The organism is Streptomyces sp. A18, from assembly GCF_059026065.1.
Window position 1 is genome coordinate 611,509 of sequence record NZ_JBWLKL010000001.1, and the last position, 10,710, is coordinate 622,218.

A 10,710-nucleotide genomic window follows, 5' to 3' on the forward strand; every position below is an offset into this window, starting at 1 on the left:
GCGTAATGAAGCCTCTTCTCGGTCACTCCCCGCGCATCCACTGCTCCATCACCGAGAGCAGATGATCCGGGTCGACCGGCTTCGTAACGTAATCGGAGGCGCCGGAGTCGATGGCCTTCTCCCGGTCGCCCTTCATGGCCTTCGCGGTGAGCGCGATGATCGGGAGCCCGGCGAACTGCGGCATCCTGCGGATCGCCGTCGTCGTCGCGTACCCGTCCATCTCCGGCATCATGATGTCCATCAGGACGACCGTCACGTCGTCGTGCTGTTCCAGGACTTCGATGCCTTCGCGGCCGTTCTCCGCGTAGAGCACCGAGAGCCCGTGCTGTTCCAGGACGCTGGTGAGCGCGAACACGTTACGGATGTCGTCGTCGACGATGAGCACCTTCTCACCGCCGAACTGGTAGCCGGGACGCGCCTCGGGCGCCTCCCGCTCCGCGGCCGCCCACTGCTCCTGCGAGCGCTCCTCCTGCTGCCCCACCGGGCCCTGCCCCGGCAGCACCGGCGGCTGCTCCGAGGAGGCGTGCGCGGCGCGCCGGCGGCGCCTGAAGAGCGTGCCGGCGGCGGGCATCGAGTCGAGGCGCGGCGGCGTCTCCTGCTCGCTCTGCGGCGGCTGCTCGGCCGTGGACGCGCCCTCTTCCAGGGCGGGCCGCGAGACCACTCCCGGCAGCGGCGCCAGCGTCGCGTACCCCTGCGGCGGCAGTTCGCTCGGGTGCAGGGGCAAATAGAGCGTGAAGGTCGAACCGCGGCCCGGTTCGCTCGCCGCGTGGATCTCTCCGCCGAGCAGCCGCGCGATCTCCCGGCTGATGGAGAGCCCGAGACCCGTACCGCCGTACTTCCTGCTCGTCGTTCCGTCGGCCTGCTTGAACGCCTCGAAGATGACCCGCATCTTGCTGCCGGCGATCCCGATGCCCGTGTCGCTCACCGAGAAGGCGATCAGATCCGCGTCCGCGTCCCGCAGCGAACCGGCCTCCAGGAGCTGTTCGCGGATGGCGTTGGGCACATCGGCGTTCGCGTGCCGGATCACCAGCTCGACCGCTCCCGAGTCGGTGAACTTCACCGCGTTGGACAGGAGGTTGCGCAGCACCTGAAGGAGCCGCTGTTCGTCCGTGTGCAGCGTCGCGGGCAGCTCCGGGGAGACGCGTACGGAGAAGTCGAGCCCCTTCTCCGCGGTCAGCGGCCGGAACGTGGCCTCTACGTAGTCCACGAGTTGGACGAGTGCGATGCGTGTCGGGGAGACGTCCATCTTGCCCGCCTCGACCTTCGACAGGTCGAGGATGTCGTTGATGAGCTGCAGCAGGTCCGAGCCCGCCCCGTGGATCGTCTCGGCGAACTCCACCTGCTTGGGGGTGAGGTTCGCGTCGGCGTTGTCGGCGAGCAACTTGGCCAGGATCAGCAGGGAGTTGAGCGGCGTACGCAGCTCGTGCGACATGTTCGCCAGGAACTCGGACTTGTACCGCATGGAGACGGCGAGCTGTTCGGCGCGCTCCTCCAGGACCTGCCTGGCCTCTTCGATCTCGGTGTTCTTGACCTCGATGTCGCGGTTCTGCTGGGCAAGCAGCTCGGCCTTCTCCTCCAGTTCGGCGTTCGAGTCCTGGAGTGCCTTCTGCCGGCTCTCCAACTCGGCCGAGCGTTCCCGCAGTTGCTCGGTGAGCTCCTGCGACTGCTTGAGCAGCACCTCGGTCTTCGTGTTGACGCTGATGGTGTTGACGCTCGTCGCGATCATCTCGGCGATCTGGCTGAGGAAGTCCTTCTGGATCTGCGTGAACGGCTGGAATGCGGCCAGTTCGATCACGCCGAGGACCGTTCCCTCGAAGAGCACCGGCAGGACGATCACCTGCGCGGGCGGCGCCTCGCCGAGCCCGGAGGCGATCCGCAGATAGCCGGACGGCGCGTTCTCCACGAGGATCGTGCGCCGCTCCTGCGCCGCCGTGCCGATCAGCGTCTCGCCGGGCCGGAAGGACGTGGGCATGGAGCCCATGGAGTAGCCGTAACTGCCCATCATGCGCAGTTCGTACGCGTCCCCCTGCTCGGCGCCGGGCTCCGTGCCGTCGTCCGTGGGCAGCGCGAGGAAGAAGGCGCCGTGCTGCGCGGAGACCACCGGCGTCAGCTCGCTCATGATCAGCGAGGCGACGTCCTCCAGGTCGCGGCGGCCCTGCATCAGACCGGAGATGCGGGCGAGGTTGCCCTTGAGCCAGTCCTGTTCCTTGTTGGCGAGGGTGGTGTCACGGAGGTTGGCGATCATCGAGTTGATGTTGTCCTGGAGGGACTGGATCTCGCCCGCCGCGTCCACGTCGATCTTCAGGTTCAGGTCGCCGCGCGTCACCGCGGTGGCGACCTCGGCGATGGCGCGTACCTGACGGGTCAGGTTTCCGGCCATCTCGTTCACGGATTCGGTGAGGTCGCGCCAGGTGCCGTCGACGTCCCGCACCCGCGCCTGACCGCCCAACTGCCCTTCCGTGCCCACCTCGCGGGCCACGCGCGTGACCTGCTCGGCGAAGGACGACAGCTGGTCGACCATCGTGTTGATGGTGGTCTTGAGTTCGAGGATCTCGCCCCGGGCGTCGATGTCGATCTTCTTGGTCAGGTCGCCCTTGGCGATCGCGGTGGTGACCATCGCGATGTTGCGGACCTGGCCGGTGAGGTTGGAGGCCATGCCGTTCACGGACTCCGTCAGGTCCTTCCACGTACCCGAGACCCCGGGCACGCGCGCCTGGCCGCCCAGGATGCCGTCCGTGCCCACCTCGCGGGCCACGCGGGTCACCTCGTCCGCGAACGAACTCAGGGTCTTCACCATCGTGTTGACGGTGTCGGCGAGCTGCGCGACCTCGCCGCGCGCCTCGACGGTGACCTTCTTGGTGAGGTCTCCGTTGGCGACCGCCGCCGCGACCTGGGAGATGTTGCGCACCTGGCCGGTCAGGTTGTTCGCCATCAGGTTGACGTTGTCGCTGAGGTCCTTCCAGGTGCCCGTGACGCCAGGGACCCGCGCCTGGCCGCCGAGGTTGCCCTCGGTGCCCACCTCGCGGGCCACGCGGTTCACCTGCTCGGCGAAGTTCGAGAGCTGGTCGACCATCGTATTCACGGTGGTGACGAGTTCGAGGATCTCGCCCTTCGCGTCGACGGTGATCTTCTTGGAGAGGTCTCCCATGGCGACGGCCGTGGTGACCTCGGCGATGTTGCGGACCTGAAGGGTCAGGTTGTTCGCCATGCCGTTCACGGACTGCGTGAGGTCCTTCCAGGTGCCGGAGACACCCTGCACCTCGGCCTGGCCGCCCAGGATGCCGTCGGTGCCCACCTCGCGGGCCACCCGCGTGACCTGCTCGGCGAAGGCCGACAGCTGGTCCACCATCGTGTTGAGGGTGTTCTTCAGCTCCAGGATCTCGCCGCGCGCGTCCACGTCGATCTTCTGCGACAGGTCGCCTCGCGCCACCGCGGTCGCGACCTGTGCGATGTTGCGCACCTGGGCGGTGAGGTTGCCCGCCATGCCGTTCACGGAGTCGGTCAGATCGCGCCACACACCGGCCACACCGGGCACCTGCGCCTGACCGCCGAGGCGGCCCTCCGTGCCCACCTCGCGGGCCACGCGGGTCACCTGCTCGGCGAAGGCCGACAGCTGGTCGACCATCGTGTTGATGGTGTTCTTCAGCTCCAGGATCTCGCCGCGCGCGTCCACGTCGATCTTCTGGGACAGGTCACCGCGGGCGACCGCCGTCGTGACCTGGGCGATCTGGCGTACCTGCGACGTCAGGTTCCCGGCCATGAAGTTGACCGAGTCGGTCAGTTCCTTCCAGGTGCCGCTGACGCCGTCCACGCGGGCCTGGCCGCCGAGGCGGCCCTCCGTGCCCACGTCGCGCGCCATCCGCGTGACCTGATCGGCGAAGGACGACAGCTGGTCCACCATCGTGTTCACGGTGTTCTTCAGCTGGAGCATCTCGCCGGAGACGTCGACGGTGACCTTCTGCGACAGATCGCCGTTGGCGACCGCCGTCGTGACCTGCGCGATGTTGCGGACCTGACCCGTGAGGTTGCGGAAGGCGGTGTTGACCGAGTCCGTCAGGTCCTTCCACGTACCGGCCGCGCCCTGCACCTGTGCCTGGCCGCCGAGCTCACCCTCCACGCCGATCTCGCGCGCCACACGCGTCACTTCGGCACCGAAGGCGGAGAGCTGGTCCACCATCGTGTTCACGGTGTTCTTCAGCTCGAGCATCTCGCCCGCGACGTCGACGGTGACCTTCTGCGACAGATCGCCGTTGGCGACCGCCGTCGTCACCGTCGCGATGTCCCGCACCTGCGTGGTGAGGTTCCGGAAGACCGTGTTCACCGAGTCGGTGAGGTCCTTCCACGTCCCCGCCGCGCCCGGCACGTTCGCCTGACCGCCCAACTGCCCCTCGGCGCCGACCTCGTTCGCGACGCGGGTGACCTCGTCCGCGAACGTACGCAGCGTCTCGGTCATCTGGTTGATCGTCTCGGCGAGTTGGGCGACCTCGCCGCGCGCGCTGACCGTCACCTTCTGGGACAGATCGCCGTTCGCGACGGCCGTCGTGACCTGGGCGATCCCACGCACCTGGGCGGTGAGATTGCCGGCCATAAGATTCACTGAATCAGTGAGGTCCTTCCACACTCCCGCCACACCGGGCACCTGCGCCTGGCCGCCGAGCTCACCCTCCGTGCCGACCTCGCGCGCGACGCGGGTCACCTCGGAGGAGAACGACGAGAGCTGGTCCACCATCGTGTTGACGGTGTTCTTCAGCTCCAGCATCTCGCCGGCGACGTGAACCGTCACCTTCCGGGACAAGTCACCCTTGGCGACCGCGGTCGTGACGAGAGCAATGTCACGTACCTGAGCGGTCAGCCGGTACGCCATGGTGTTCACCGAATCCGTGAGATCCTTCCACGAACCGGACATTCCGCGCACCCGTGCCTGGCCACCCAACTTGCCCTCGGTACCCACCTCGCTGGCCACGCGCGTGACCTCGTCGGTGAACGTGGAGAGCTGGTCGACCAGGTTGTTGACCGTCCGGCCGACCTTCAGGAACTCCCCGCGCAGCGGATGGCCGTTCCCCTCGTCGACCTGCGCCCGCAGCTCCATCCGCTGCTCCAGGTCGCCCTCCGCAACCGCGGAGAGCACCCGCCCGACCTCGGACACCGGACGCACGAGATCGTCCACGAGGGCGTTCGACGCGTCGATCGCCGCCGCCCACGAGCCCTCACTGGCGCCGCTTTCCAGCCGTTCCGTGAGCTTTCCCTCGCGTCCGACCATGCGCCGCACACGGGAGAGCTCTCCCGTCAGATGCAGGTTCCGGTCGGCCACCTCGTTGAAGACGGCAGCGATCTCGGACATGACGTCGTCACCGGAGACCGTGAGCCGCTTGCGGAAGTTTCCGTCACGCATCGCCGCGAGCGCCGCGAGCAACCTGTTCAGGGCCGCCGTGTCCACTGACGTAGTCGCCCCATGGCGCGGTTTGCGCTGTTTACTCTGGGACTGTCCGTCTTTCGCACGCGTTTTAGTGCCCCGCGTCGCTGCGCCAGACTCCACTGTGTCCCTCCCGCAAGGGTCGACCGTACTGCTCGGGTTACCTGGGCTCTCTCCAAGAAGCTTGCCCAGTGTTTCACCATGGCTGAACCAGGCCATAACAGTTCGGCAGCTTCGCACACCGTCCGCACACCCTCCGGGCGGAAACACTGACGACCGGCATCAGCATGGACGGCGAAGGTAAGTAACCTGGCATCCGGCTGTCCAACCACCCCGGTCCTGCCCGGCCTGGGCGGTGGCACACGTACAAGCGGGCATCGGAGGGGCGGCCGCACCATGGTGGGAGACTTGGGCGTCGATACTCGTACGAGGAGTTCTGTGATCACCGCGCGCGCGGCTGCGACTTTCGACCCCGTCGGGCGGTCCGTCGCGACGGCCCGCTCCTTTGTCCGCGACACCCTCCAGGGCTGGGGGTTCACGGACATCGTCGACGACGCGGTCGTCCTCACCAGCGAGCTGGTCACCAACGCCGTCGTGCACGCCGGAACCGCCGCCGACGTCCTCTGCCTGCGCAGCGAGGACGCCGTACGCATCGAGGTCTCCGACCACTATCCGGAACGTGAGATCCCGCTTCAGCAGTCCGCGGCGAGCATGGGCAGCCCCGACCGCGAGGGAGGCCGCGGCCTCCAGCTGTGCGCGGCGCTCGCCACCCGCTGGGGCGTCGACTACAGCCCCGCCCACAAGCAGGTCTGGTTCCAACTCGACCTCCCCGACCGCTCGGTGGGCACCCGCGCCGCAGGGCCCGCCCTCCCGGCCGAGCTGCTCCCGCTCACCGATGGCCGAGTCCGCGTCGCCGTCGTCCAGATCGACCGTGTGGGCGCGATCTCCGCCTGGAACGAAGACGCGGAAGAGCTCTTCGGGTACGCGGCCGAGCAGGTCACCGGCAAACCGCTCACCGACTTCGCGGCCTGGCCGCACACCCCGGGCACCAGCACAGGCATCGTCGAGGCTCTCCAACTCTCCCGCTGGGAGGGCAGTTACGGCATCCGCGGCTCCGACGGCCGCGTGACCCCCGTCTACGCCTCACATCTGCGCGTCCGCGACACCGACGGCGAACCGTCCACGGTCTGCCTGCTCGTCCGCGACGACGAGCGTGCCGTCCTGCAGACCCCACTGCGCGGCCCCGCCCCCGAGCCCGGCGCGCTCACGGAGTCGCACACCGCCGACCCCTTCGAGGTCTTCATCGGCTCCCCGGCCCCTGACGACCTCGACGGTCTGCTCCAGCGCACGGTCGAGCGCGCCCGCGACATGCTGGACGGCGACGCCGCCTTCCTGCTCCTGGCCACGGACGACGAGACGGAACTCGAGGTCCGCGCCTCCACCGGCCTGCCCTCCGCCCGCCAGCGCTTCGCCCGCGTCCCAGTGGAGGCGGGCCCCGGACGGTACGGCTCCGCCCGCATGCCGGCCGTCCACGAGGACCTCACGGTCGTCCCCGGCGCCGTACCGCTCCTCAACGGCACGGGCATGCGTTCCGTCGTCACGGTCCCGCTGAAGGTCGAGGGCCGCCTCACGGGCTCCCTGGGAGTCGCGGCCGAGTCCCCCGACCGGTACTCGAACGAAGAGGCCCTGCGTCTCCAGTTCGCCGCCGACCGCATCGCCCTCGCCGTCGAGTCCGCGCGTCTGGGCGAGCTGGAGCGCCTGCGCCGCGGCTCGCTCTCGTTCCTCGTCGAGGCCTCCGACCTCTTGGCGGGAACCCTGGACCGCGACCAGACCCTGGCCCTCATGGCCCAGATGACGGTCCCGACGCTCGCCACCTGGTGCGCGGTCTACACGATCGCCGACCAGTCGTCCGAGCCCTATCTCTCGTACGTCCTCCATGAGGACGAGGAGCGCATCGACGGCCTGAAGGCACTCCTCTCCAAGATCGCCCCTCCCGACCCCGTGCCGACCCCCGGAGCCCGCGTCTGGGCCGCACCCTCGGAAGCGGCCCACCAGGCCGCCCTGCGCACCTCCATGCGCAGCCTCGGCCTCGGTGAGCCCCTGAGCCTGGGCTCGGGCATCGGCACGACGCTCTCCACGGCGTCGGCAGTGGGCGGCGAGACGGTGGTCCTGCCTCTGGTCGCCCGCAACCGCGTCATCGGCATGCTCACCCTGGGCAAGCCCTCCGACGAACACTTCCGCCAAGAGATCCTGGAACTGGCCGAGGACCTCTCCCGCCGAGCGGCCCTCGCGCTCGACAACGCCCGCCTGTACTCGGAGCGCATGGCCATCAGCCAGTCCCTCCAGCGCAGCCTGCTGCCGCCGGGGCTCCCGCAGGTCCCGGGCGTCGAGGTCGAGGTCATCTACCGCGCGGCAGGCGAGGGCAACGAGGTCGGCGGCGACTTCTACGACCTCTTCCCGATCCGCGACGGCGCGTACGGCTTCGCCATCGGCGACGTCTGCGGCACGGGACCGGAGGCCGCCGCGGTCACCGGCCTGGCCCGCCACGCCCTGCGCCTCCTGGCCCGCGAGGGCTTCGGCGGCCCCGCGGTTTTGGAGCGCCTGAACGCGGCGATCCTCGACGAGGGTGCCCGCAGCCGCTTCCTGACCCTCCTCTACGGGGAGCTGTGGCCGCAGGAGGACGGCTCGGCGGTCCTGAAGATCGTCTGTGCGGGACACCCGCTCCCGCTCCGCCTGCGCCAGGACGGCACGGTCGAGCCGTACGCGGAACCGCAGCCGCTGCTCGGCGTCATGGAAGACCTGGAGCTCTACGAACAGACGATGACGCTCGATCCTGGCGACGTCCTGCTCTGCGTGACGGACGGGGTCACCGAGCGCCGCGAGGGCACCCGCATGCTCGGCGACGACGGCCTCGCGGACGTCCTCACGACGTGCACGGGCCTCACCGCGGGCGCGGTCGCGGCCCGCATCATGCGCGCGGTGGAGCGCTTCGCCACGGACGCCCCGTCGGACGACATGGCGATCCTCGCGATGCGCGTCCCGGGCCTCCACAAGGACTGAGACATTCCCGCCGCTCCAGAAACGAAAGAAGGTCCCCGCCCAACTGGGCGGGGACCTTCCCTTCTTACTCTCTGAGCCCCCATGCGGAATCGAACCGCAGACCTTCTCCTTACCATGGAGACGCTCTACCGACTGAGCTATAGGGGCCTGTTGCGCTTCGCGGCTTCCCGCTCGGCAACGGAATAGATCATACCTGAAATCGAAGGTGCCTCGAACCGACCGTTCCTCTGGACCGCCCGCACCGCCACTGCCACTCTGCGCGCATGCCGACCCGACGTGGTACATCCATGCGGTACTCCTTACCCCTGGCCCTGGCCGTCCTGCTCCTGCCGCTCGCGGCCTGCGGATCCGGCGACGACAACGAAGCCACGGGCCAGAAGCCCACCAAGAAGCAACCGGCCGCGGAGACTCCGCGCCCCGGCGATCAGAAGGTCACGCTCACCTGGAAGGGCAAGAAGCGCGTCTATACGGTGCACGCCCCTCCCGGCTACACCCGCACCAAGAAGCTCCCCCTGATCATCGCCATGCACCCGTATCCGGCCACCGGCGCGGACGCGGCCACGATCAGCGGCCTCAGCGCCAAGGCGGACAAGGAGAACTTCCTCGTCGCCTACCCCGACGGCCTCAACCGAGGCTTCAACGCCTTGATCTGCTGCGGCACGGAGGACGACGTCGGCTTCATCCGTACGATGACGAAGAGGCTGACCAGCACCTGGAACGCCGATCCGGACCGCGTCTACGCGACCGGCATCTCCAACGGCGGCGACATGTCCTACAAGCTGGCGGTCGAACTCCCCGACACCTTCGCGGCGATCGCCCCGGTCAGCGGCGGCTATCTCGGCCCCGACTCGGCAACGGACTCGTACATGCCGAAAACACCCGTCTCCGTGATCACCTTCATCGGTGGCCTCGACGAGCACTACACAGGGATGGACGAGGGCATCACGGCCTGGCAGAAACGCCTGTCCTGCAAGGCGGGCCAGCCGGAGAAACTCAAGAACAAAATCAAAAAGACAACGGCCAAGTGCCGCGACGGCTCGGACGTGATCGTCCATCGGCTGCCCGACATGGGCCATTCCTGGCCGGGCGGCGCGGGCGGCAGCATGTCCGACCCCACCGCGGGCGTCAACGCCACAGACCTGATGTGGGAGTTCTTCAAGTCCCACACCAAGAAGGCCCCTTAGCGAACGGGGTTCCTAGAAGGCCGGCTGGAGAAGCCCGCCGAGCGCGTTGCAGGCGGAGACGACGCGCTGCAGTTCACGCCGCGACATCGACGCGTCGACCGGCAGCGCCAGTGTGTCGTCCGCGGCCCGCTCGGTCTCGGGCAGGTAGACGTCCCGCCAGAACTTCGGCGTGCGGTGAACGGGCGTCTTCACGGGCACCCGGCATTCAACTCCCTTGGCCCGGACGGCACGCGCGAAAGCGTCCCGGTCCGGCCGCCCGTTGCCGGGCACCCGCACGACGTACTGCTGATAGCTGTGCCCCTCGACACCGTCCGGGGTGATCACACCGCCGAGCCGACCGCTCAGGTAGGTCGCGTGCGCCCGCCGCTGCGCGAGCTCGTCGTACGGTGCGTCCAACTCGCCCTGCTCAAGCACGAGAACGCCGTACCGCTGCCCGACGTCCCGAAGCCGCCGGACGTCGGCCGGGTGCCCGAATCGGTGCACGACGGCCACAGCGGCCGTGCGCGAGGTCACGGCGGCAGCCACCGCGTCAGGATCAAGGCAGTACGTAGACCGATCTATGTCCGCGAATACGGGCAGGGCCCCTGCTAGGACCACAGCCTCGGCGATCTCGACGTTTCCGTACGCCGGCACGATGACCTCGTCACCTTCACCGACACCTGCGGCTCGCAACATGCCAACTGTCCCCATGTCTCGAGATGTTGGCTGCGGAACGTGAACAGGAAGTGACGCAAAACAAAAAAGAGCTGGTCCCTGAACCGAAGTTCAGGGACCAGCTCTTCTAATAATAGTTCGGCGGCGTCCTACTCTCCCACAGGGTCCCCCCTGCAGTACCATCGGCGCTGTGAGGCTTAGCTTCCGGGTTCGGAATGTAACCGGGCGTTTCCCTCACGCTATGACCACCGAAACACTATGAAACTGTCAACCGCACCGCAGTCGTGGCCCGACATACGGGGTTGTTCGTGGTTTCAGAACCAACACAGTGGACGCGAGCAACTGAGGACAAGCCCTCGGCCTATTAGTACCAGTCACCTCCACCCGTTACCGGGCTTC

General features: G+C 68.2%; 4 protein-coding genes, 1 tRNA gene and 1 rRNA gene. 2 read left to right on the top strand and 4 right to left on the bottom strand.

Translation table 11 applies throughout. The features are described from left to right. Window positions 1–22: 22 nt before the first annotated feature. Window positions 23–5,536 carry a HAMP domain-containing protein gene (locus AC5P1C_RS02735; protein ID WP_493864003.1) on the bottom strand — a complete coding sequence of 1,838 codons (5,514 nt, stop codon included), beginning with the start codon at window positions 5,534–5,536 and terminating at the stop codon, window positions 23–25. Between the two features lie 273 nt (window positions 5,537–5,809). Between AC5P1C_RS02735 and AC5P1C_RS02740 the strand changes: the two genes are divergently transcribed. Continuing rightward, window positions 5,810–8,473 carry a SpoIIE family protein phosphatase gene (locus AC5P1C_RS02740; protein ID WP_493864004.1) on the top strand — a complete coding sequence of 888 codons (2,664 nt, stop codon included), beginning with the start codon at window positions 5,810–5,812 and terminating at the stop codon, window positions 8,471–8,473. Window positions 8,474–8,547: 74 nt separating this feature from the next. On the opposite strand, the gene AC5P1C_RS02745 is transcribed toward AC5P1C_RS02740, so the two are convergent. Then, a tRNA-Thr gene (locus tag AC5P1C_RS02745) sits at window positions 8,548–8,620 on the bottom strand. 140 nt (window positions 8,621–8,760) lie between these two features. Here AC5P1C_RS02745 and AC5P1C_RS02750 point away from each other — a divergent pair. Continuing rightward, window positions 8,761–9,657, top strand: coding sequence for a CE1 family esterase (locus tag AC5P1C_RS02750; RefSeq protein ID WP_493864005.1), 897 nt, complete (start codon window positions 8,761–8,763; stop codon window positions 9,655–9,657). Between the two features lie 12 nt (window positions 9,658–9,669). On the opposite strand, the gene AC5P1C_RS02755 is transcribed toward AC5P1C_RS02750, so the two are convergent. Together AC5P1C_RS02755 and rrf are read right to left on the bottom strand one after the other, a co-directional pair. Then, window positions 9,670–10,332 carry a DegT/DnrJ/EryC1/StrS family aminotransferase gene (locus AC5P1C_RS02755; RefSeq protein ID WP_493864006.1) on the bottom strand — a complete coding sequence of 221 codons (663 nt, stop codon included), beginning with the start codon at window positions 10,330–10,332 and terminating at the stop codon, window positions 9,670–9,672. Between the two features lie 115 nt (window positions 10,333–10,447). Beyond that, a 5S ribosomal RNA gene (gene rrf, locus AC5P1C_RS02760) occupies window positions 10,448–10,564 on the bottom strand. Window positions 10,565–10,710 lie beyond the last annotated feature (146 nt).

Excerpts from the sequence above, each read along its gene's own strand:
- AC5P1C_RS02740 (WP_493864004.1), top strand. The coding sequence starts at position 5,810 with ATGGTGGGAGACTTGGGCGTCGATACTCGTACGAGGAGTTCTGTGATC.
- AC5P1C_RS02750 (WP_493864005.1), top strand. The coding sequence starts at position 8,761 with ATGCGGTACTCCTTACCCCTGGCCCTGGCCGTCCTGCTCCTGCCGCTC.
- AC5P1C_RS02755 (WP_493864006.1), bottom strand. The coding sequence starts at position 10,332 with ATGTTGCGAGCCGCAGGTGTCGGTGAAGGTGACGAGGTCATCGTGCCG.